The organism is Antrihabitans stalactiti, from assembly GCF_012932915.1.
Classification (GTDB): Bacteria; Actinomycetota; Actinomycetes; order Mycobacteriales; family Mycobacteriaceae; genus Antrihabitans; species Antrihabitans stalactiti.
Map to the genome: position 1 here is coordinate 399,413 of NZ_VCQU01000001.1, position 18,945 is coordinate 418,357.

The window sequence follows — 18,945 nt, forward strand, 5'->3', positions numbered from 1 at the left end:
GGCCGTCGAGCAGGCGGTCGCAGGCCCTCCGACAGTAAGATCCAGCACTGGGAGGCAGGTAGCCGCGCAGTAGCCGAGTAACGTTCCGCTGAGGGTCACCGACAATCCCGACACTCGGACGGAGGGCTGACGGTGACGGGTGCGTTCGCACTACTGCAAGCATGGTGGAATGCGCCATCCGAGTATCGATGGATTCTCGACTACCTCGAGTCACGTGGAATTCTCCGCCCCGTCAAGATCCTGATCGGCGCTGGAGTCGCCGCGATGGGCGTGATACCTGCGGCAATACTCGATTCGCCTGCGGGACCGATGAGCGCCGCAAGCCGAACAGTCAATCTGCTGGTCTCGGCGGTCGCGATCGGCTGGCTGCTCTTCTGGTGGTTCGGTCCGTGGCCGTCACCAGTGGTGTCGACGTCGTTCGTCGTCTGTGCCGACATCGGTGTAACCGTGGTGTGCCTGCAAACCAGCAATCACCTGGTCGGCATGTTCGGGCTTATGACACTCGTGCTGGTTGGTGCCTACGCGACATTCTTCCATGGAGCGAGAGCACTCGCAGTGCATCTGAGCTGTGCATTGATATCGATACTGCTGCTCGGTGTGCTCCTGGCTTCCGGTCGAGAAGGGGATCTTCCACTTGCCGTTGTCACGGGTCTGGTGGCGTATTTCGTTGTGGTCTTCATCCCGCCGTTCCTGCATATCGGATTCTGGGTGCTCCGTGCTGACGCAGTCGACTCGCTCAACGATCCGCTGACGGGACTGTTGAACCGGCGCGGACTGCAACGGTCCGCACGCAACATCGTTACCGCGGACTCGGCGGCCGACGATGCCCAGCTTGTGATGATCGCCATCGACCTCGATCGGTTCAAAGACGTCAACGACACACTCGGTCATGTGGTCGGCGACGAAGTACTCATCCGGACCGGGCACCGGATCAAGTCCGTTGTTCGCGGTAGCGCAGTGGTCGCCCGTCTGGGCGGCGAGGAATTCGTCGTCGTCGACATTGTTCCGCTATCCGCTGTCCGAGACTTGGCAGAACGAATTCGGGTGGCGATCGCCGCCCCGGCGAACCGCGCACACGTCACAGCCAGCCTCGGCGTGGCCGCCGCGCCCGCGGCAGAATGGCTGCGCACGGCGTTACCGCAGACTCGAGAACTCGATGCCCTCCTCGCTCGCGCCGACCGGGCTATGTACCGGGCCAAGCACAACGGCCGCAACGCGGTGGTCGTCGACGACGCCCTGGTGCTCGATCCCGATTAGGCGTCTCATCGTTCGAAGATGACGCAAGTTATCGAGCGTCCCGAGCCATGATGCGGTTGCCATCGATGCAGTGAAGGCTGCGACGCGCTCCGGCGGATAGGCGTCCGCTTCGCTAGCATTTTCGCTCAGCTGCCGATAAGGTCGCTGTCCCAGAGCAGTGCCGACCCGTCCCATGGAGGACCGCATGAAGCATCGTGCAGCAATACTGACCGCCGCAGTGACGGCCGCACTCGCATCGCCACTATTGGTAACCGGCACCGCACAGGCTGACGTGTGGCAGCCGTTCCCAGGCATCTCGATTCCGCTGCCAGACGGGCTTTTTCGGGGTCTTCCCGGCGTCATAGCTACCCCTCCCCCTGGGCCCGTTCCAACCGAAGGCGCGCCCTGCGAACCCGACGGTCACTGGGTGCACCTCGACGGCGGGAATGCCGCCCACTACGGCACCGAATGGATGTGCGTCCACAACTGACATTCATCGGAGGAATCAGGCGTTGACCGGGATCTAGGCGTTCCTAGCTGCGCGTACCAGGACCTCCGGACCCGTGGTCAGTGCCCTCTTCCAAGGTGGGACACCTTCGATTTCAACTTCGATGGACAAACTCAGCACCGTCCGAATAAGCACGATCAGTCCGAGAATGGCGGCATCTTGCAGCGACGGCGCTGAGGTGACGGTCTTGACGATATCTGCCGCCACAAGCAATTCGAGACCGAGCAAAATTGCGCCGCCCAATGAATTTCGTAACGTCTTGAACGCCAGCGCGCCATCGCTGGTGCGTCTCCATCTCACCGCGGCAAGGCCGAACGCAAACACGAACCCGAGGACCATCGACAGAACGCCGAGCAGTTCGAACGAATCCGTCGCCAACTCGAAGAACTTGGCGTTGTGCATACGTGTGCCTTCCTGTTCGAGAAGACGATCGAGCCGCGACGTCCGTCTGGTGCTGAGCAAAGCCCCGAATGATCTAGATCATGCCAGGTCGGACGGATATTTCAGCCTCCGATTCCCGTGCTGCCAGCGCGGTTTCACATCCGCTCGAATTGGGAATTACTCCAGAGCACGGCTTGTAGATGATGAGCCGGCCAAAGACTTTCCGAGGAGATCCCGATGTCGACCGATGCAATCGTCATGCTCAAAAACGACCACAAAGAGATCAAACGAGTATTTCGTGACTTCAAGAATGCCGGACCGAATGCCGATGCCGAAAAAGGTCGTCTCGTAAAGAAGATCATCGAACTATTGACCGTGCACACCTATCTGGAGAACGAGTGCATGTATCCGCAAGTGCGAGAACTACTTCCGGATCTCGAAGACGACATCCTCGAATCCTACGAAGAGCATCACGTCGCCGATGTACTGGTCATGGAGCTGGTGTCGATGGCGCCGAGCGCGGAGCGGTTCGACGCGAAAACCACTGTATTGATCGAGAACGTCGAACACCACATTCAAGAAGAGGAAGAGGACTGGTTCCCGAAGGTTCGCAAGCAACTGTCGCGAACACAGCTGCAGAAAATTGGCGCGGAAATGCTCGAGCTAGAAAAGAAAGCCCCACGTTCGCCCGCCCAACCCTCAGCAGTCAAGAAAGTCGTCGACGCGGTCATTTCGTGAACGCGCCACTACCCAGCCGAGTGGTCGACAAAGAGGACGAACAGCCTGTTACGTCAGCCGAAGAGTCAGGCGTCGAGCCCGTTCGCGCGGCAATCGAGGCACGCTCAGGAATGTGGCAGTGCCCGTACTGTGGCGACACCTTCGATCTCGAGGACAACTCCGGCCAATGCGACTGCCGATATGACTGATGGGCTGTGAATCCGGTCCGTACAGCGTGTTCGGCCGTTCGTCGACGGTGACGCCGTGCGCCTAGGCAGCCATATCGACGGTGGAGCGGATGACTTCTGCGCATCGAGCGGGATCGTCGATCATTGGCACATGCCCGACGCCGGGCAGCACGACGTACTGGGCGCCGGGAATGCGCTGTTGAGCGATCACTCCATTGACCGACGGCGGAAATAGTCGATCCTTCTCCGCCCACACCAGGGTGATCGGGCACGGGAGTATGTCCATTCGCGCCACACTTTCCGTGGTCCCTAGAAGATCTGCTGCGGCCGAGCACTCAACGACATCCTGAACGATCGCCAGCGTCTGCGACTGGCTCAGTCGATCGCCATGCACGGCGATATCACGCAGCATCAGCTTCCTGGCAAACGCCGGCCAGGTCACTATCGGTGCGAGCACTCGGGAGAGCTCAGCAAGGCGCTTTGTACGTATCAACACGTTGGTCGCGCCGGTGTTGTCGTGCGTTCCAGGAGTCCAGAAACCTGCCGGCGACAACGCACATACCGAACGGGCGCGTCCGCGGCGCGCGAGCTCGATGGCCATCCACCCGCCCAGCGAGTTTCCAGCGACGTGGACGCTACTCAATCCGCGCTCGTCCAGGAGTTGCTCGGTTACGTCGACGAGCCGCTCGATCGTCGTGTGGCCGCTCCTCGGCGGACCGCCGCGATGCCCCACGGCAGTTGGCACGATGAGATCGAAATCGTCGGCCAGTAGCGGCGCAACGTCGTCCCAGGCCGAGGCGGACATCGTCACGCCGTGCAGCAACATCAATGGCGCTTTGGTTGACACGGACTCGCCCCTACGTCTTGGTGGTAGATTTGCCAGGTAAGTTTGTATGCAAACACTGTTTGTTGTCAATCGTTAATGGAAGGTAAGCGATGACAGAGTTCGGCAAACAGCTCGGATCCCTCAAGCGCACGCTCACCCGGGCGGCACGAACCGCCGCACAGCTGCCCGACATTCCGGATGCTCAGATAGAGGTGCTCCGAATCCTCGAGGAGCAGGAGTTCTCCACCACCAGCGAACTGGCCGCAAGGATGCAACTCGCTCGGTCCACGATGAGTAATCTGCTCGGCGCGATGCAGCGTGCCGACCTCGTCGACCTGCTGCGCACCAGCGACGACCGACGGCTCGTGACGGTGACGGCTTCGTCGAAAGCGTTGACTTTGCTCGCCGCTTACGACACGCAGGTCGACCACGTACTGGGCGCTGCCATGCAGCATCTCACTGCCGCCGAGCGCGAAACACTGCGGAATGCCGGTCCCGTCATGGCACGTCTGGTGAAACTTCTGCAGGCTCCCTGACTCGAGCAAACGAGGTTGAGCGCGGTCACCGATGCGCCGATGAGTCGATGTGTGCTATCACCGGTAACAGAGACTGATTGTCAGACGAATCACAAGTAGACAAGCGGGGCACCGGCGCTCTCGTCCAACCGATAACCAACGGGAGACGCGATGCGCCACTACAGCACCGAAGAATGCGAATCGCTCAAACAAGCCCTGATCAAGATGGGTTTTCACGAACGCGAAGCGGCTGCGATTGCCTCCACCTTCGTCGACCGTGAATCGCACCGCACAAATCCGAATACGGCCGCATAGCCACCCGAACAATCACCGATGGACGGCCGCCGACTGGCGGGGCGGCCTCCGGTCGAAGCGGTCCGCGCAGCGACTAAGCTGCGCAAGCACCTGGAACGCCGATCGAGAATGCTTCGCAGGGCCCTCGAGAATCACGCCCGACTGTCCAGTCGTATGGGCGATCGCCCGCTCCAAGTTGGCCGCGATGGGAAGCAACGCGCTGGCCAACCTGGACCGTTCCGTCACCCGCTCGCGGTCCAATTCGCCGACCTGGTGGACCATCGGATGTCGTTACCGCGCAGCGGATCCTGGCGAATCGATAGTGTGGCGCCTGCTTCCAATGATAGGACGGCGAAGACAGGTGAACATCAGAGCTTGTTGGCGAGAACGTCGAGATAGCTGATGTCGGGTGGCGAGGCAAAGAGCTCGTCGGCTTTTTCCATGAGAGCCTTCCCAACGGGGCCGCCGAGATGCGTCTCGCGTGCAGCATCGTCCGGGAATGCGTCGATGATGCCGAACGTGGACGGACCGAACTTGACCGCGAACCATGGTTTCGTGCCGGGTTCCTGCTCGACTAGCGGCAACGCGGACAGAAGGAATTCTTCGACTGCGCTTTCTTTGCCGGGCTTGGCCTCGAGCCGTACCAGCAACGCCTTTGTGGCCATGGTTGATCTCTCTCTTTTGGAATGGATGATCGGAACAGTCGAGAATCGCGCCTTATGCCTGAAGCGTCATGCGCTGCCTACCACCCAAGGATCTGCGTTTGGACCGCCGATTTCCTGGTCCCGGCAGGGTGAAGGTGCGGGTAGCAATTCACCCCAGCCAGTCAGGGCCTGCCAGCAGACAGGGAGTATGCCGTCGTGCCCTATCACCGATCACCCGCACGCGCCGGACGAGCGCAAGCAGAAGCAAAGATCGCCTTCGACCTGCACTACAGCGGAGTAGAGTTCGGTCAGCGGATGTTCGGTGAACTTCGGACTTCGGACCGGAAGGGCGCTAGCGAACGCCGCTTCGGATATCCCTTCACGGTGATGCGTTAACGGACCGTCCGGCCACGATTCGCTCGAGAAAGGGCGCCTGAGTGTGGCCACCTTAAGATGAACGGCGAATCGCACGGCCCGAAACAGCGCAGCTCCCCGATCGAACAGGCATTCTCAGCTGGTTTGGCGGCCCTGTCGCGGGTCGCTTTCGACAACTCCGATGCCGGTGAAATCTTCCGAGCGGCCACCGCCGCGGTGGGTGGACTCGGGCCCTGCCGGGTCGAGGCCAGTTACCGATCGGTCAACGGCGAATTCATCCGGTTTCCACCGTCTCAGCCAGAACACCCCGAGACCGAACGGCACCGTCAGTCCAACTGGGATGGCCAGATCGACGTAGAAGACGGCCGGTGGGGGTGGGCGTTCCCGCTGCGTTACCGACGAGCGGTCAACGGGTGCCTGGTGGTGAGCGCCGCCGGCGCACCGACGAAGGATCAAACCCAGCTGCTGACCATTCTGGCCCAGCGGACCGGCGCTGCCCTGGCACATGCCGCTACGCAGGGCGGAGACTGGGGCGTTGCGCAGTCGAAGAACACGCACGCCGACCTGAAGGAAGCGAACCGTGAACTCGCTGCAACAGTGGCGCGATTACAGCGGCAAACCAAGGTGCACGAAGCATTGAGCAGGGCGCTCGCCGCGGGGACGGGCTCCCAAGGAATCGCCGATGCCCTGTATGACCTGACAGGGCGTGCGGTGGCGATCGAGGACCGGTTCGGCAACCTCCATTGCTGGGCTGGACCCGGACTACCACACCCCTACCCCAAACATGAGGCGCGCCAGCGCGAGCTCGTACTGCACGAGTTGGCCGCACAGCACGGTCGAGCACGACTCGGACGGCGGGTACTCGTACTCATCCAACCCCTGGCAGAGATCCTCGGTCTCCTCGCCCTGAACGACCCCGACGATACGATGACCGAAGACGACTGGTTCGCTCTGCGCTACGGTGCCATCGTTCTGGCACTGGAACTTTCGCACCGGCGAACCGTCGCTGAGATCGAACTGAACCTGCGCCGCGATCTCGTCGACGACTTGCTGGCAGGCACCGACCGGGATGGGGCCTACGCTCGCGCAGACGCACTGAACCACGACCTGCGGTGCCCGCATTACGTAGTGGTCATGAAAAGTATCGGTCGCTCCGAGAACTCGCTGAACGCCGTCGCCGGGCGCGCCGCAACCGCATTACAACTGAACTATCTACAAGGGCGCCATGCCGGTCTGGTCGTGCTGCTCACCGACGGCCGCCCCGACCCACAGGCGCTGCACCGCACGATCAGTGAATTGCTTGGCGAGACCTGCAGCGTCGTAGGTATCGGCTCCCGATGCTCGGTACCCGAGGACTTTCCGCAGTCTTTCATGGACGCCCGTCGGGCCATGAGCATCCGCCTGCGCTCAGTCAGTCCGCAAGGCGCAGCCGCGTTCGACGAACTTGGCTTCTATCGCCTCATCGACGCCGCTCACGGCGGCGGAGAGGTCGAAAGCTTCGTGCGCGAATGGCTAGGCGTACTGCTGGATTACAACGACAGCAAGAAGGCCGACCTGGTGATGACCCTGAGCGATTACCTGGAGTGCGGTGGAAACTATGACGAATCCGCGGCTGCACTGCACATCCATCGCAGCACGCTTCGTTACCGGCTGGCGCGCATCGCCGAACTCACCGGACACGACCTCCGCAACGTCGACACACGGTTCAACCTGCACGCCGCGACACGGGCGTGGCGCTTCCTGAATCCTGATGGCTGACAGAAACCTGAAGAGGGTGCGCTGTGTCCAGCACCGACACCCGCTTTGCGAGGGCGTCAGCCATAAACAGACCTGTCTGTTTATGGCAGCGTTGCAGCCTGGGCGGTCTCACGCACATCCGTTCACCTGCGCTCGCGATGTCGCTGCCGCGGGATGTTCGTACAGTCGCCCCAGACCTCGGCGCCGCCACTAGCCAGCACCTGGGGGTTCACCCGCACCCTATGACTGGGTGAAACACCACCTTCGCGGGTACCCGCGACACACTATGAGAGTCAACCCCACCGAGGACCACCGCTCCGGCGACTCCGGCCCGATCCAATTGGTACTCGCGAGCCTCGCCGACGCCCTCGGTGTCCGGATTCTGCGCACCGCCGTAGACACTTGGCTGCAACGGCATTTCAGTCTCGATCCCGACCTGCTCGGCGACATCTTGTTGGCCACCAATGAGGCACTGGCCAACTCCGCCGAACACGCCTACCCCAACCGCCGTGCCGACGACTCGATCGCGCTGCACGCGGTCTACGACCCCACCGACGACGAGTTGACCGTCATCGTCTCCGACCAGGGCCGCTGGCGAGTGGCCGCGCCAGACCCCTTGTCGGTGCGCGGCCGTGGAATCCCACTCATCCATGCGCTCACCCACCATGCCGAAATCGACGCCTCCGCGACCGGAACCCGAGTGACGTTGGCGTGGACAATCTCGACAGACCCTCCTGCCTTGACACTCCCGCGTCCGGCCGGGTCGGATATGGGCTCGCCTTCTTCCCTGCCAGTGTGAACGCGGCAAGACTTCGGCAACCGTGGACTCAAGCGACGAGGTTCGCTGCTGCCCATGCCATGTGGGTGTGGACGGCCTGTATTGCGTGGTCCGCGTCGCCGGTGTCGATGGCGTCGACGATTTCGTTGTGCCGGTCGACGTCCATGTTGCCGACCGCTTTGCCGAGCCCGGCGAACATGATCGACATTCGGATCGAGCCTTCCAACGAAATCCATGAGTGCAGAAGTGTTTCGTTTCCAGTCAGTCGGCACAGCGTGCGGTGAAATTCGAGGTCGGCTTCGATGCGGCCCTCGAGGTTTTCGTTCCCGGCACGTGCCATGGCGTCGAGGGTGGCTCGCAAGGTGGCGATCGCGGGAGCGCGGTCGGGTAGCTGCGCGAGTTCCCGCGCGGCGAGCGATTCGAGCGCGGCGCGGACGGCGAAGATATCGCGGATTTCCTTGTCGTCGAGGTGCCGCACGATCAGTCGACCGCGCGCACCGACCGTGATCAGCCCTTCTTGCTGCAACTGCCGCATCGCTTCCCGCAGTGTGCCGCGGCTGATCTGGAGCATCTCGGACAGTTCGGTCTCGACCAGCGGCGAACGCGGCGCAAGCTGACCGCTGGTGATGGCTCGGCGCAGCGCATCGACGGCTTGCTGGCGCAGGCTGGTTTTTTCCAGTCCCAACAGTGCGGCAGGTTGTGCCATCGATGCCTCCTGAGAGTCGTTGTCCGTTGACAGTCGACGAATGGTCTGTCGACAGTCATCGTACGTCGTCGGTCAGCCGAGTTCCTCCAAGACGCGTTCCACGATCCGGTCGGTGGACAGTCCGTATCTCTGGTGCAGGGTTGGCAACGCTCCGGCGTGCAGGAATTCGTCCGGTAGCGCGATCGGCACCACCCGCTTGCCGATTCCCGTACGCGCCATCGCAGCAGCGACGGTCTCGAACAAGCCACCGATCACGGTGTGGTTCTCCAGAGTCACCGCAAGCCGTGGGGTATTCACTTGCGCCAGAACCGTTTCCGCGTCGAAGGGTTTGATGGTCGGGGTATGAACCACACCTACGTCGACGTGGTGAGCGGCGAGGCGATCGGCCGCTTGCAGGGCTCGCATCGTCATCAGCCCGCTGGTGATGAAGACGACGTCGTTGCCTGCACGGAGTTCTTTGGCCTTGCCGAGTTCGAAGGTGTAGTCATATTCGTCGAGCACGGTGGCGACCTGGCCGCGCAGCAGCCGCAGATAGGTCGGACCCTCGCTTGCGGCGAGTTGTGGCACCGCTTGCTCGATGTCGACGGAGTCGCACGGGTCGACGATGGCGAGGTTGGGCATCCCGCGGAAAATGGCGATGTCTTCGGTGGCCTGGTGGCTGGGTCCGTATCCGGTGGTGAGTCCGGGGAGTCCGCCGACGATATTGACGTTGAGGTTGGGTTCGGCGACATCGAGGCATAAGAAGTCGTACGCACGTCGTGCGGCGAAGACCGAATATGTTGAGGCAAAAGGAATCAGCCCGGTTTGCGCCATGCCCGCTGCGGCCCCGAACAGCAACTGCTCGGCCATACCCATCTGGAAGAAGCGCTCGGGGAACTGCTTGGCGAAGATATGCATGTCCGTGTACTTGGAAAGATCGGCGGACAGACCGACGATCCGATCATCGGCACTGGCCGCCTTGACGAGTGCGTGGCCGAACGGTGCGGACACGGTCTTTTGGCCCGGGTCGACGAACGAGGCGATCATGGCCGAGGTTTTCAGCTTCGGCGTTGCAGCAGTGGTCATTTCAGGCATCTTTCGCGTGATGTGTAGCGGTGAGTTGGTCTCGGCAGATCTGCCATTCGGGTTCGTCGATACGCATGAAATGCGCCTTCTCCCGGTTTTCGAGCATGGTGACACCGTTGCCGATTCGGGTGTCGCACAAGATGACCGACGGTCGACCCTGTGCGACGGACTCGGCTGCGGCGTTATCGAATGCCTCTACTAACGCTCCAACGTCGTTGCCGTCGACGCGTTGGACATACCAACCGCATGCCGACCATTTGTCGTGGACCGGTTCGATGTCGAGGATTCCGGCCGTTGCGCCGTCGGCTTGTAGCGCGTTGATGTCGACCATCGCAGTCAGGTTGGACAACCCGTGATGGTGTGCGCCCAGCACCGCTTCCCACGTGGAGCCTTCGTCGAGTTCGCCGTCGGAGAGAAAGTTGAACACGCGTGCCGTCGACCGACGGTGCCGCAGTCCCAACGCCATTCCCACCGCGATCGTCAACCCGTGCCCCAGCGAACCGCCGGAGATCTCCATGCCCGGGGTGTAGGTAGACATGCTCGACATCGGCAACCTCGAGTCGTCCGATCCGTACGTCAGCAACTCGTCGATCGCGACGATTCCGGCTTGGCCGAGCGCGGCGTAGAGCCCGATCGCGTAGTGCCCGGTCGAGAGCAGGAAGCGGTCACGGCCGTCCCAATCCGGATCTGCGGCACGGTAGCGGAGTTGGTCACCGTAGACGGTGGCGAGGATGTCGGCGGCACCGAGTGCTTGGCCGACGTAGCCCTGTCCCTGCTCTTCGCCCATGTTCAGGACGTGGTGGCGCATGCGGTACGCGAATTCGGTGACGTGTGCGATACGGGTGGAGCGGGTTGTTGTGCTGTCGTTGCGCATGGTTGCGGTGCTCACAGAAGTTCCTTTTGCTTGCGCGGGACGTACTGCCCATTCGTGGACGGGATGGAGTGATACAGGTCTGGTGTCGGCTCGTCGGAGACGGCGGCGGCCTCCGCCTCGGCCGCGAGGCGGCGTTCGGTGCGGCCCCAGGTTTCCTTGGTGAGCACTGCTGCCCACAGTCCGATCAAGGAGTAGATGGTGAACAGCAACGCGGGTCCGACCCAACCGAACGACACGAACAACAGCGTCGTCACGAACGGCGTGAACCCGGAGACCATCGCCGAGATCTGGTAGGCGAGCGAGGCACCAGACGCTCGGTGCGAGGCGTCGAACAGTTCCGGGAACCACGCACCCTGGGCGCCCGCAAGCGAGTTCTGGCAGACCGCGTAGGCGATGACGATCGTGGCCACGATCAGCAGGAAGACACCGGTGTTCACCAGCAGGAACATGGGAATGCCGAACAGCGCGGCGAACGAACAGGTGACCAGATACACCGGCCGCCTACCGATGTGGTCGGTGAGTCTGGCCCAGCCGGCGGTGGCGAAGATGCCGATACCAGCGGCGACGCACAACGCTGTCAACGTCTGTGTTTTGCCGGCCAGACCTTCGTTGTGGAGATACGAGATCATGTACGTGATCGACACGGCATAGCCCGCCGTCTCCGCCACCCGCAGACCGATTCCGCGCAGGATATTGCGCCAGTCCTGCGTGATCGCGGCACGGACCGGAGAGGCGACGACCCCGCCCTGGTTTTTGACGTCCTCGAACACCGGCGACTCGGGCACCTTGGAACGAATGATCAGACCGACGATTACCAACACGATGCTGGCCAGGAACGGGACGCGCCACGCCCAGCTGCCACCGAGGTGCACGCTGCCGAGAAACACGAGGTTGGCCAGCAGCAGCCCGACCGGGAATCCAGCCTGCACAATGCCGGTGTACTTGCCTTTCGATCGCCAAGGCGCGTGCTCGTAGCTCATCAAAATTGCGCCGCCCCATTCCGCGCCGAACGCCAGACCTTGGACGATGCGCACCACGACCAGGAGGATTGGCGCGATCACGCCGACCTGCGCATAGGTGGGCAGAAGACCGATCGCAAAGGTCGCGATGCCCATAAGGATCAGCGACGCGACGAGCACTGGTTTGCGGCCCAGTCGGTCACCGAGGTGGCCGCCGATCACGCCACCGAGTGGGCGGGCGGCGAAGCCGACTCCCAATGTGGCGAACGCAGCCAATGTGCCTGCGACCGAACTCTGGCCCGGGAAGAACGCGTCACCGAAGTACAACGCTGCGGCAGTACCGAAACCGATGAAGTCGTAGGTCTCGATCACCGCCCCGACCGAGGAACCGACCGCGACACGCTTCGCGTCCTTCGTCCCGTGAACCGGTCCTCGCATTCTGAGGGTTTCGGTACTCATACGACCTTCTCCTTCGAGCTGCGGCTCTCCAGAGACCGCCCTGTTGACTGTCAACAGTACGCCTAGTGTGAGCCAGCCCACTCGCAATGTCAACGCTCAACAGTTGGTAGTTGACTGTTAACAGTAGACAGATCTAGTGTGGTCCCTATCACTCACCGAATTGGCGGACCATACGCCCGAAACAGGAGTCAGCTCATGTCCCCGACCCAACGCACTGCAGTCATCACCGGCGCGACCTCGCCGCGCGGAATCGGACTCGCCACCGCACGCCGATATGCCGAAGATGGCTGGGCCATAGTCGTTCTCGATCTCGACGCCGAGAAATCAGCGAAAGTCGCCGCAGAGATCGGCAGCGAATTCAGCGTGCCCGCCTTCGGTCACGACATCGACGTCGCTGACGAACCGTCCGTCCAGCGTGCCTACCAAGCCGTCGCCGCAGAGGTCGCCGCGCACAATCTTCCCCCAGTGGGCGCGCTCGCCAACATCGCCGGCATCACCTCACCCGTACCGTTCCTCGACACCACGCTCGACGTGTGGAACAAGGTCATGGCCGTCAACGCGACTGGAACCTACCTCGTCACAAAAGCTTTCGTCCCCGACATGATCGCCAACAACTTCGGCCGCATCGTCAACATGTCCTCGGTATCCGCCCAACGCGGTGGCGGCGTGTTCGGCAAAGTCCCCTACTCGGCATCCAAAGCCGCCGTCCTCGGGTTCACCAAGGCTTTAGCCCGCGAACTCGGCCATACCGGCGTCACCGTCAACGCCGTCACCCCAGGCGCCGTCGACACCAACATCCGCACCGGCAGCACCGACGAACAAGAGGCCGCTATCTGCCGCGACGTGCCGCTCGGCCGGGTCGCCACCACCCGCGAAGTTGCTTCCGCCATCACCTATCTGTCATCCGACGACGCCGCGTACCTCACCGGCACAACCCTCGACATCAACGGCGGCAGCCACCTCCACTGAATTCCGATCGCTTGTCCGATCGTGGCCCCGCGGCGTCACCAGCGTTTGTGCTCGGCAACGATCACGCCGTCTCGTCAGCCCGACTCCGTGTCTGCTCGATCCGCTGCCGCTGCCGAACTCCGTAGGCCGCCTCCTTGACCGCGGCATCGTCCTCGAGTCCCGACCCCAGCGCCCCACCGATGGTCGCGATGGACGCCAACAGCCATGCAAGGGTGAGGTAATCGGACACATGCACCCCGTGCCCGAGACTGTTCGAGAGCAGCTTCGGAGGCAGCGTCAAGCCGGCAGTGAAGAGCAGCAAACAGAACAATGCCACATGCAGCACGACAACCCCGATGACCAACGTGACGACTGTCGCGGTGTTGTACAGCACCGAGCGACCGCGCTCCGCCGCAGACTGCGGCCGCTCCCACAGTTCGTGCTCGAGGATCAGCCACAAAATCAACGCAGCGATCGACAGCACCGTCGCCGCCCCCATCCGCCACGGGCCCATCGTGTCGGAGAACTGCCAGATCGTGCTCGTCGCCAATGCGATAGCACCCGTCGCGAACGCGCCGACCAGCACCTTCGACAGCCCAGTGACCAGTCTCCACGGTCGGTTGGCCCGCACCATTCCTGCCAGCAGTCGCAGGCGCCGCAGTCCCGAGGGCGCGAAGAACCGGACACCGTCCTCACTGGGCGCCGACCGGAACCGTCGCCCACCTCCGGGCGCGAGTTCCGGCGCAGCGAGAATATGGGCGATGGCGAGTTCGGTGACGATGCGGACCCGAGCCTCGATACGGAATCCGCCCACGGCGGCAACGGAAACGAGCGCGAACTGGTGGACGGAACTGACCTCACCGACCACGGGCAGTGTCTCCTCGCGACGCGGTAGATCGGTCAGATAGACCACGATGTCCTCCTTCTCGGAGGACGGATCGACCGTGTCGATGACATCCGCGAAATCGGCATGTTCGTCGGGCAGGTAGGGCTCCGCACGTACACACGCCGACCACCGCCGCTCGACGAGGTCCCGGTCACCCAGGCGTCGCGGCAAACTCTGCGACATTCGCTCCGCGACAGCGGCCGGCTCGCCCGGGTCCGCGATCAACAGGATTGACACCAGCGCACCGGGCGCATCGGATCGACCGCGACGGCGCTCATCACCCTGCACGGTTGTCGCGGTACCCGCTCGGCACATTCTCAAACCCAGTGCACAAGTCGTCGGTACCAACGGTGCCGGTTCTATACCTTGCGAGCCGACATGTTGTGGGCGAGGATTCGTGCGCGTTTGCTGGGCAGGATGTTGGTCCGAGAGACGTCGCCGTCGTAGTGCGCGAGCACTCGCCGATCCATCACATGCCGCCACAGCGGTGGAATCGTCGCCAGGACAACCATGCTGGCGTAGCCGGCAGGAAGTTGCGGCGCCTCCTCGACGGTCCGCAACGTCTGATATCGCCGTCCCGGATTGGCGTGATGGTCGCTGTGCCGCTGCAGATGAAACAGGAACACATTGGTCACCAGTCGATCGCTGTTCCAACTGTGCCGCGGCGAGCACTGCTCGTAACTACCGTTCGGCAATCGCCGGCGCAACAATCCGTAGTGCTCGACATAGTTGACGGTCTCGAGGAGGCAGAATCCCACCACTGCCTGCACAACCAGGTAAGGCGCGATCTGCCACCCGAACACGCCGAGCAAAATGCCGTACAGCACCACGGTCATCGCCCACGCCTGCAATAGATTGTTGTGCACGCTGAACCAGTGCTTGCCGTTGCGGCGCAAGCGACTTCGTTCGAGACCGAGGGCCGACCGCAGACCACCGACGATGCTTCGCGGTAGGAACTGCCACAAACTTTCGCCGAACCGAGCACTCGCCGGGTCCTCGGGTGTAGCGACCCGAGCGTGATGACCCTTGTTGTGCTCGACGTAGAAATGGCCGTAACCCGATTGCGCGAGTGCAACTTTCGCCAGCCAACGTTCGTGTCGCTGGCAACGATGCCCGAGCTCGTGGGCGGCGTTGATGCCGATGCCACAACCCACCCCGACCGTCACAGCCATACCGATCTTATCGACGACGCTGAGCGCATTCTGCGACCACAGGTAGCCGGCAATGAACAACGCAACCACCTGAACCGGCAGAAACGCATACGTACACCACCGGTAATACCGGTCGTTGGAGAGGCGCTCGTACACCTCATCGGGCGGATTCACCCCGTCATCGCCGACGACAGCGTCGATGAGCGGGATCATGACGAATACGATGATCGGTCCGATCCACCAGAACACCTCGACACCGGTCCACAGCACCAACTGTGACGGAACCACGCTGCATCCAGGGGCGATCAAACCCAACGTCCACAACCAGCGTTTGCGATCACGCCACTCCGACGTCTCGATACCGGACGCCATCTCCGGCCCCCAAATCACTCTTCAACCCCGACCGGACGACTGCTACATCGATCACATGCAGATGCCGTTAGCGCGTCAGACGGATCGTGACCGATTCGATAACCACCTCACCGCCCGTCAGCCGAAGGCGACAGCACCAACGCTTCGGCGGAATCGCGCGCCTCAGGCGATCGTGTGAACGACCAGCACGTCGCAGACAGACTTGCGGGCTACTTCTGCGGGGAGCGACCCGAGAAATCGTCCGGAGACGCTGTTGAGACCACGATTTCCTACCACCAGCAGGTCCGCCGCCATCTCTTTGGCCAGGGAGAGTAATCCTGCACTCGGCGATCCGATGACGGCACGTTCATCGACGTTTCGAGCCCCGGCCGCGGTCGCGCGATCGCGTGCTTCGTGCAGCATGCTGAAAACAGGTGCACCGCCGTGTACTTCCCATCCGTCATGTTTGAGGAGATCCTCGGCGCCACTGGTCTCCGCCGGCCCAGCCGGGTGGTACGCGCAGGCCAACACCAACTGTGCGTTGGCATCTCCGGCAATCGCGCCGGCCCGATCCACAGCTCTCAATGACGATTCCGATCCGTCGGTGCCGACGATGATCGTGCGGTATGCAGACATTCATCCTCCAAGGCATGTGGCTCAGCTGGATTGCGTGAGAGTTCGGGGTTTCGGGCCCACGGTTCAATACAAGCACTTCTGGTATCGTTACGCTACTGTTGGTATCGTTCTATCTGCACCGAAGCGCCGCCTACGAGCACGGACGGTTGCGCAGGGTGTAGCTACAGGGCGGCTGCGGAGGTGTCCTCCCCCGCTTCGGCCGTGATGCGAAGCGCGTCGGCATCTGCCGGGCCGAGCGGGGCAAGGCGGGCCGCGAGGAAGTCGTCGACGAGACGGACACAGTCCTCGTGGCCGAAAGTATGAATCCCGGTCAGTCGAGCGAAGACGATCGGCCCCACGAGTTGCGACAACGCGATGGTCGGGTCGAAATCGCCGAGTGCGGATCTCGCTTGCGGGCTGTCGAGAATCTGATCGAACGGTCCACGATATTGATTTGCGACGCGATTCCGTAAGGCGCCCAGCGATCTTGCCTCGTGCGGATCGTCGGAATCGCCGTCGGACTCGTCAGGTCCAAGTGCGAGCCATGCCAACGTGGTCAGTTGAATCGGCGCTTCCTCGATCAACACGGCCTGCCTGCTCAGGAGCTCGATCAATCGTTCGCGCAGCGGCCCGTCCGCGGGCGGTGGCTCCACGTGCGGTAACAAACGTTCGAAGGTAGCGGCAAGAAGCTGCGTCGAGCTGCTGAAATGCCGATACAACGTAGTGCGGGCAACCTTGGACACCTTCGTCACCGCCTCGATGGTGACTGCCTCGATCCCACCGGTGCTCAGCAAACTCGTTGCCGCCTCCAGCAACCGCGCACGCGAACGCAGCCGACGCGGATCGATCTCGTCGTCATCGGCTGAGCGCCGGGAATTGGCGTTCATCTCTGTACCCACCCTCGAAGGGTAAACCGAAGTGCGACGTCGATCGCCTTGTCTCGTCGGCAGCATTTAGAGTTCAGGCCGCATTTATGATACCGATAGTATCGTAGTGATACCGTTAGTATCGACAAATCGGAGGCTCGATGGATTCGATCGATTCGCCCTCCCCCGCGAGTGTGCGTTTGTCGCGCGCCCACCATTGGACGCTGGTGGTGTCGTGCCTGTCCGTGGCGTTGGTTATCGGGTCGATGGCAGCGCTGTATGCAGGGCTCACCGACATCGCAATCGCGACCGGAGCAACCCAGGGCCAGCTCACGTGGATTGTCGACGGCTATACCCTCACCCTCGCCTGCCTGGTGCTGCCGGCGGGTGCCTTAGGTGACCGCTACGGTCGCCGAGCGGTCCTGATTGCCGGATTGACGGTGTTTTCGGCCGCATCGTCGGTACCGCTGTTCTTGCAAGATCCGATTTCGCTGATCGCCGCGCGTTCGGTAGCCGGCGCCGGTGCCGCATTCGTGATGCCTTCCACGCTGTCGATCCTGACCGCGGATCTTCCTGCGCACCAACGTGGACGGGCGGTCGGGATCTGGGCAGGCGTGGCCGGATCCGGTGCCGTGCTCGGCACTCTCGGCTCGGGAGTTCTGCTGGAAGTGTGGTCGTGGGCGTCGATCTTCGCGGGGACCACCGTCACCGGCGTGATACTGGTGATCTTGGCGTTCACCATTCCCGAATCGGTTGAACGACAACGCCCGGCGATCGATCCCGCCGGTTCGGTGAGCATTGCGGTCGCGATCGGCCTCATTGTCATCGCCTTGACCGAGGCACCACTACGCGGCTGGGACGATATCGGCGTCCTCGGCCTGCTCGGCGCCGGATTGGCTACTGCAACAGTTTTCGTCATCATCGAGTTGCGCGTCGAGCATCCACTGCTGCAGTTGCGGTTGTTCACCCAACGCGGATTCGCCAGTGCCACGATGTCGATCACCCTGCAGTTCGTCGTCATGTTCGGGGTGTTCTTGCTCCTGGTGCAGTTCCTCCAACTGATTTTCGGGTACCGGCCCCTGCAGTCGGCGTTGGCGATCGCCCCGATCATGGTGCCGCTGATATCGATTTCGTTGATCGCGCCCTGGCTCGCCGACCGCGTCGGCTTACGCATCGTGACCGTCTCCGGCCTCCTGCTCATCGGGGCCGGGTTGTTCCTGATCAGCCGCCTGAATGCCGACGCCGAGTATGCCGACATCCTGTGGCCGCTGCTCATCTTGAGCGTCGGGATGGGGCTGTGCACTGCACCTGCCACCGCGGCGATCGTGGCGGAAACACCGCCGGAGAAGCACGGGGTAGCCGCGGCGGTCAACGACGCCGCCCGAGAAATCGGCGCGGCAATCGGGATCGCCGTCGCCGGAAGCGTTCTCGCCGCCGGCTACAGCAATCGAATCGATCCGGTTCTGCCGCGACTGCCCGAGCAAGCGCGTGAACCCGTGTCCCACTCGCTCGCCGCTGCCCTGCAGGTCGCCGACCAGGCCGGTCCGCCCGGGCAACAGATGGCCGACTTCGCCAAAGCCGCCTTCGTCCATGGCACCGCTCAGGCTTCGCTTGTGCTGACCATCATCATTGTCGTCAGCGCGATCGTTCTCGCGCCCTGGACCCCCGGCCGAGGCCACGTCCCACTCCCCGCCAGCGCGCACGACAGGGATCGCGAACAGGAACCGGTCGCAATCGGCGGGCACGCCGCACACCGCGACACCAACTGAAACTCCGGCGCTCCCCCGCATTTCCGTTCACACCCCAACCGGATCCCGCGCCCGTGAGGGGCTCCTTGCAATCAAAACAAACATAGGTTATCTTATA

Annotated in this window: 20 protein-coding genes; 9 read left to right on the forward strand and 11 right to left on the reverse strand. The window is 62.5% G+C overall.

The genetic code is table 11. From position 1 onward, the window contains the following. Nucleotides 1-132 precede the first annotated feature (132 nt). A complete protein-coding gene (locus FGL95_RS01990; protein ID WP_169584497.1) occupies nucleotides 133-1,257 on the forward strand; it encodes a diguanylate cyclase in 1,125 nt (374 codons plus the stop codon). A 184-nt stretch (nucleotides 1,258-1,441) separates the two neighbouring features. Then, nucleotides 1,442-1,726 (forward strand): hypothetical protein, encoded by a 285-nt coding sequence (locus FGL95_RS01995; RefSeq protein ID WP_169584138.1) that lies wholly within the window; start codon nucleotides 1,442-1,444, stop codon nucleotides 1,724-1,726. Nucleotides 1,727-1,759: 33 nt separating this feature from the next. On the opposite strand, the gene FGL95_RS02000 is transcribed toward FGL95_RS01995, so the two are convergent. Beyond that, the gene (locus FGL95_RS02000) at nucleotides 1,760-2,146 is read right to left on the reverse strand and encodes a DUF1622 domain-containing protein (protein WP_169584498.1); all 387 of its coding nucleotides are present in this window, start codon (nucleotides 2,144-2,146) and stop codon (nucleotides 1,760-1,762) included. A gap of 216 nt (nucleotides 2,147-2,362) precedes the next feature. Here FGL95_RS02000 and FGL95_RS02005 point away from each other — a divergent pair, with 216 nt between their 5' ends. After that, nucleotides 2,363-2,863, forward strand: a complete 501-nt coding sequence (locus FGL95_RS02005; protein WP_169584499.1) for a hemerythrin domain-containing protein — start codon at nucleotides 2,363-2,365, stop codon at nucleotides 2,861-2,863. Nucleotides 2,864-3,112: 249 nt separating this feature from the next. Here FGL95_RS02005 and FGL95_RS02010 read toward each other — a convergent pair whose 3' ends face one another. Then, nucleotides 3,113-3,877: an alpha/beta fold hydrolase gene (locus FGL95_RS02010; RefSeq protein ID WP_338079679.1), complete on the reverse strand. Its 765-nt coding sequence runs from the start codon at nucleotides 3,875-3,877 to the stop codon at nucleotides 3,113-3,115. 89 nt (nucleotides 3,878-3,966) lie between these two features. On the opposite strand from FGL95_RS02010, the gene FGL95_RS02015 reads away from it, so the two are divergent. Together FGL95_RS02015 and FGL95_RS02020 are read left to right on the forward strand one after the other, a co-directional pair. Continuing rightward, a complete protein-coding gene (locus FGL95_RS02015) occupies nucleotides 3,967-4,392 on the forward strand; it encodes a MarR family winged helix-turn-helix transcriptional regulator (RefSeq protein ID WP_169584500.1) in 426 nt (141 codons plus the stop codon). A 150-nt stretch (nucleotides 4,393-4,542) separates the two neighbouring features. After that, entirely contained in the window at nucleotides 4,543-4,686 is a 144-nt protein-coding gene (locus FGL95_RS02020) for a hypothetical protein (RefSeq protein ID WP_169584501.1), read from the forward strand. Between the two features lie 347 nt (nucleotides 4,687-5,033). On the opposite strand, the gene FGL95_RS02025 is transcribed toward FGL95_RS02020, so the two are convergent. Beyond that, nucleotides 5,034-5,330, reverse strand: a complete 297-nt coding sequence (locus FGL95_RS02025) for a putative quinol monooxygenase (protein ID WP_169584502.1) — start codon at nucleotides 5,328-5,330, stop codon at nucleotides 5,034-5,036. 432 nt (nucleotides 5,331-5,762) lie between these two features. Between FGL95_RS02025 and FGL95_RS02030 the strand changes: the two genes are divergently transcribed. Next, nucleotides 5,763-7,442, forward strand: coding sequence for a PucR family transcriptional regulator (locus FGL95_RS02030; RefSeq protein WP_169584503.1), 1,680 nt, complete (start codon nucleotides 5,763-5,765; stop codon nucleotides 7,440-7,442). A 265-nt stretch (nucleotides 7,443-7,707) separates the two neighbouring features. Next, nucleotides 7,708-8,220: an ATP-binding protein gene (locus FGL95_RS02035; protein WP_169584504.1), complete on the forward strand. Its 513-nt coding sequence runs from the start codon at nucleotides 7,708-7,710 to the stop codon at nucleotides 8,218-8,220. A gap of 28 nt (nucleotides 8,221-8,248) precedes the next feature. Here FGL95_RS02035 and FGL95_RS02040 read toward each other — a convergent pair whose 3' ends face one another. The 4 genes from FGL95_RS02040 to FGL95_RS02055 all read right to left on the reverse strand — a co-directional run bounded on the left by FGL95_RS02040 (nucleotide 8,249) and on the right by FGL95_RS02055 (nucleotide 12,262). After that, a complete protein-coding gene (locus tag FGL95_RS02040) occupies nucleotides 8,249-8,905 on the reverse strand; it encodes a GntR family transcriptional regulator (RefSeq protein ID WP_169584505.1) in 657 nt (218 codons plus the stop codon). A 72-nt stretch (nucleotides 8,906-8,977) separates the two neighbouring features. Further along, a complete protein-coding gene (locus FGL95_RS02045) occupies nucleotides 8,978-9,970 on the reverse strand; it encodes a transketolase family protein (protein ID WP_169584506.1) in 993 nt (330 codons plus the stop codon). A 1-nt stretch (nucleotide 9,971) separates the two neighbouring features. After that, the gene (locus FGL95_RS02050) at nucleotides 9,972-10,844 is read right to left on the reverse strand and encodes a transketolase (RefSeq protein WP_169585193.1); all 873 of its coding nucleotides are present in this window, start codon (nucleotides 10,842-10,844) and stop codon (nucleotides 9,972-9,974) included. A gap of 11 nt (nucleotides 10,845-10,855) precedes the next feature. Continuing rightward, complete coding sequence (locus tag FGL95_RS02055) at nucleotides 10,856-12,262, reverse strand: MFS transporter (RefSeq protein ID WP_169584507.1); 1,407 nt, start codon at nucleotides 12,260-12,262, stop codon at nucleotides 10,856-10,858. A gap of 195 nt (nucleotides 12,263-12,457) precedes the next feature. Here FGL95_RS02055 and FGL95_RS02060 point away from each other — a divergent pair, with 195 nt between their 5' ends. Further along, nucleotides 12,458-13,231, forward strand: coding sequence for an SDR family NAD(P)-dependent oxidoreductase (locus FGL95_RS02060; protein WP_169584508.1), 774 nt, complete (start codon nucleotides 12,458-12,460; stop codon nucleotides 13,229-13,231). Between the two features lie 61 nt (nucleotides 13,232-13,292). On the opposite strand, the gene FGL95_RS02065 is transcribed toward FGL95_RS02060, so the two are convergent. The 4 genes from FGL95_RS02065 to FGL95_RS02080 form a co-directional block, all read right to left on the reverse strand. Then, entirely contained in the window at nucleotides 13,293-14,411 is a 1,119-nt protein-coding gene (locus FGL95_RS02065; RefSeq protein ID WP_206071379.1) for a hypothetical protein, read from the reverse strand. Nucleotides 14,412-14,455: 44 nt separating this feature from the next. Next, complete coding sequence (locus tag FGL95_RS02070) at nucleotides 14,456-15,619, reverse strand: alkane 1-monooxygenase (RefSeq protein ID WP_169585194.1); 1,164 nt, start codon at nucleotides 15,617-15,619, stop codon at nucleotides 14,456-14,458. A gap of 162 nt (nucleotides 15,620-15,781) precedes the next feature. Then, nucleotides 15,782-16,234, reverse strand: a complete 453-nt coding sequence (locus tag FGL95_RS02075; RefSeq protein WP_169584510.1) for a universal stress protein — start codon at nucleotides 16,232-16,234, stop codon at nucleotides 15,782-15,784. Between the two features lie 161 nt (nucleotides 16,235-16,395). After that, on the reverse strand, nucleotides 16,396-17,100 hold the full coding sequence (locus FGL95_RS02080; protein WP_169585195.1) for a TetR/AcrR family transcriptional regulator: 705 nt from the start codon (nucleotides 17,098-17,100) through the stop codon (nucleotides 16,396-16,398). A gap of 140 nt (nucleotides 17,101-17,240) precedes the next feature. Here FGL95_RS02080 and FGL95_RS02085 point away from each other — a divergent pair, with 140 nt between their 5' ends. Further along, nucleotides 17,241-18,848, forward strand: coding sequence for an MFS transporter (locus tag FGL95_RS02085; RefSeq protein WP_169584511.1), 1,608 nt, complete (start codon nucleotides 17,241-17,243; stop codon nucleotides 18,846-18,848). The last annotated feature ends 97 nt before the right edge of the window (nucleotides 18,849-18,945 follow it).

Coding starts and splice junctions, on each gene's coding strand:
- FGL95_RS02000 (WP_169584498.1), bottom strand. CDS start 2,146: ATGCACAACGCCAAGTTCTTCGAGTTGGCGACGGATTCGTTCGAACTG.
- FGL95_RS02060 (WP_169584508.1), top strand. CDS start 12,458: ATGTCCCCGACCCAACGCACTGCAGTCATCACCGGCGCGACCTCGCCG.
- FGL95_RS02040 (WP_169584505.1), bottom strand. CDS start 8,905: ATGGCACAACCTGCCGCACTGTTGGGACTGGAAAAAACCAGCCTGCGC.
- FGL95_RS02045 (WP_169584506.1), bottom strand. CDS start 9,970: ATGACCACTGCTGCAACGCCGAAGCTGAAAACCTCGGCCATGATCGCC.
- FGL95_RS02075 (WP_169584510.1), bottom strand. CDS start 16,234: ATGTCTGCATACCGCACGATCATCGTCGGCACCGACGGATCGGAATCG.
- FGL95_RS02050 (WP_169585193.1), bottom strand. CDS start 10,844: ATGCGCAACGACAGCACAACAACCCGCTCCACCCGTATCGCACACGTC.
- FGL95_RS02020 (WP_169584501.1), top strand. CDS start 4,543: ATGCGCCACTACAGCACCGAAGAATGCGAATCGCTCAAACAAGCCCTG.
- FGL95_RS02030 (WP_169584503.1), top strand. CDS start 5,763: ATGAACGGCGAATCGCACGGCCCGAAACAGCGCAGCTCCCCGATCGAA.
- FGL95_RS02005 (WP_169584499.1), top strand. CDS start 2,363: ATGTCGACCGATGCAATCGTCATGCTCAAAAACGACCACAAAGAGATC.
- FGL95_RS02055 (WP_169584507.1), bottom strand. CDS start 12,262: ATGAGTACCGAAACCCTCAGAATGCGAGGACCGGTTCACGGGACGAAG.
- FGL95_RS02015 (WP_169584500.1), top strand. CDS start 3,967: ATGACAGAGTTCGGCAAACAGCTCGGATCCCTCAAGCGCACGCTCACC.
- FGL95_RS01995 (WP_169584138.1), top strand. CDS start 1,442: ATGAAGCATCGTGCAGCAATACTGACCGCCGCAGTGACGGCCGCACTC.
- FGL95_RS02065 (WP_206071379.1), bottom strand. CDS start 14,411: ATGTGCCGAGCGGGTACCGCGACAACCGTGCAGGGTGATGAGCGCCGT.
- FGL95_RS02085 (WP_169584511.1), top strand. CDS start 17,241: ATGGATTCGATCGATTCGCCCTCCCCCGCGAGTGTGCGTTTGTCGCGC.
- FGL95_RS02025 (WP_169584502.1), bottom strand. CDS start 5,330: ATGGCCACAAAGGCGTTGCTGGTACGGCTCGAGGCCAAGCCCGGCAAA.
- FGL95_RS02070 (WP_169585194.1), bottom strand. CDS start 15,619: ATGGCGTCCGGTATCGAGACGTCGGAGTGGCGTGATCGCAAACGCTGG.
- FGL95_RS02080 (WP_169585195.1), bottom strand. CDS start 17,100: ATGAACGCCAATTCCCGGCGCTCAGCCGATGACGACGAGATCGATCCG.
- FGL95_RS02035 (WP_169584504.1), top strand. CDS start 7,708: ATGAGAGTCAACCCCACCGAGGACCACCGCTCCGGCGACTCCGGCCCG.